The following is a 2,297-nucleotide window of genomic DNA, read 5'->3' as shown; positions in this document are numbered from 1 at the left end:
GCTGTTTAAAACACGTTAATTTATTCTATTGTTTATGATTTACCAATAGCCATAAATCAATCCATCTAGGGTCAAATCCTAAGAAGTTTGTTTTGGGTCTTTGCGGCGAAAATCTTTTACTTGCCCTTTGGGCAATCACAATGCCCTGCGAGAGATTGATTTGAGGAGCTATCATTTGATACAACTATTCAGCTAAGTTATTTCAGATATTATATAGGAATAGCTATTTATTCAGCTAATTTAATCACTTTATCGGTTATTTCATCAGCCGATTTTCGAGAAATATCAATCCCATTTAGCATAAGTTCCTTCTCAATTTCTAATTTATCAAATTCAAGTTTCTCATACATATATCTATGCCTTAATTCAAAGCCTTTAAATACATCATCCCATGTTAAAGCATAAATTTCAAAATTACCACTTTGATCAATTAAGAACTTTTTACCTTTTTCTTTATTAGACTCATACTTATCCTTTATGAATGAGTTAACACGAGTACTAACAATATAAAATTTCCACCTTCGTAATTCACTATTGAATTTTCTTTCAGCCTTAATAAGTTCCCGATAATCTTCTATTTGTCTATATACTAATTTATTCAATTCGACTGAAGGTCTTTTTAATTCAACAATAATATTTTCTTCTAATTCATTACTATCACTATATTCTGTTATTCTTTTCCTACACATGAAAATATCAGGTCTTCTTTTTCTTTCGTTATTTGAAATTGAGTTATTGTTATCATTATGTTCATCAATTGTTTTCCAATATTTTCTAAGCGATTCTTCAAAGTTTACATCGGCTGATACTAAATGGTATTGTTCACCGAATAACCAGTAGTTTTCTTCGACTATTTTTTGAATATGGTTTCGTTCATTTGTATACTTTTCTAAATCATAAACTAATTTCTTGAGACATTCTATAACTTTATATCTATTCTCAATTAATTTTAATGTTTTTGTTACCTTATTAAGAGTTGTTTTTTTCAATACATTAGATAATTCTACTCTTTCTTCTTTAGATAATTCTATAACTTTACTCATTATATCTAATATACTATCTCGTTCATCTGTATCTAATAGTACATTTAAAAAACCTAATACGGTTTTTTCCTGTTCAGCATTTAACCCTCTAAAAATCTTTGGTTGAATACAATATATTTCGTTTAATACCTGTTTGAAATCTTCTTTTCTTTGCTGATCATACTTATTATCTGAAAAACTAGGAAAAGACTCTTTCTTTTCTAATTTTGCTATTAAAATTGGTGCTTCTATATTTACAAACTCTTTTCTCTTTTTTTCAATAATATTTTTTAATTGTAATAATAATTTCTTATAGCACTTATCAGAAGTTGTCTTTAAGTCAATTAAAGCAATTTGCTCCTCGAATTCTTCTTCATATAGCGAAAATTCATTAAAATAACTAGAACTTATATATACGCTATGATAAAATCCAATAGCATTTTTATTAAAAGAGGTATACTTTTTGTGATTTAATTTCTTTTTATCATTCATGAAATAGTAATATGATTTCTCTTTTACTTTATTTTTCCATTTAAAAAAGCACACTTCAAATATGTTATTATCCTCTTTTAATATAATTTCTTCACTAAGTTGTTCATCTATCATAGTTGTGTAATCTAATTTAATAGAGTTAATATAAATGTTATAGCTTTGTTTTTTATTTAAGTATAAAAACCATGAAAATTCCTTTAATATATATTGATTGAAATCTAATCCGAATCTATCTACACATAAATTGTGAATATTATATATTCTTACTTTAGTACCAGTTTTTGTATCAGCTTGTTGAGGTGTAGGATTATTATAATCAAAATAATCCTTATCACAATTATCAATATTAATATTATATGAATATACCTGTTGAGTTTTACTATCTATATAATTAGTCTCCCATATACAATTTTGGGCAAAACATAAGAAGGAATATCTTCCCTTTCCTTTTTCACCATGAATATTGTCAATATTAATTTTATTTGTTTTCTCAGAATATAAAAACGTTCCAAATGTATCATCTAATTTATGGTAATCAATACCTGTTCCATTATCAGAAATTATAACTTCTTCCACTGTTTCTGTCAGAGTATTGTTGTATATAATATTAATGGTTACTTCTGTAGCACTTGCATCAAAACCATTCCAAATATATTCAATAATTGCATCTCTATAATCTTTTTTAAATCCAGCAGTTTCTATGCTTTCGTTTTTTAAATTAACTTTTTTTCTCATGTAAACACCCCTTAATATGTTATAGTTAAAGTATAACATATTAAGGGG

General features: G+C 26.0%; 1 protein-coding gene. It reads right to left on the bottom strand.

All coding sequences use genetic code 11. The features are described 5' to 3' along the window. Positions 1 to 227: 227 nt before the first annotated feature. Positions 228 to 2,249: an ATP-binding protein gene (locus AACQ14_RS23695; protein ID WP_339366011.1), complete on the bottom strand. Its 2,022-nt coding sequence runs from the start codon at positions 2,247 to 2,249 to the stop codon at positions 228 to 230. Between the last annotated feature and the right edge of the window lie 48 nt (positions 2,250 to 2,297).

The organism is Vallitalea maricola, assembly GCF_036985595.1.
Classification (GTDB): domain Bacteria; phylum Bacillota; class Clostridia; order Lachnospirales; family Vallitaleaceae; genus Vallitalea; species Vallitalea maricola.
The sequence above is the reverse complement of the archived record's forward strand: the minus strand, read 5'-3'. Positions and strand labels throughout refer to the sequence as shown.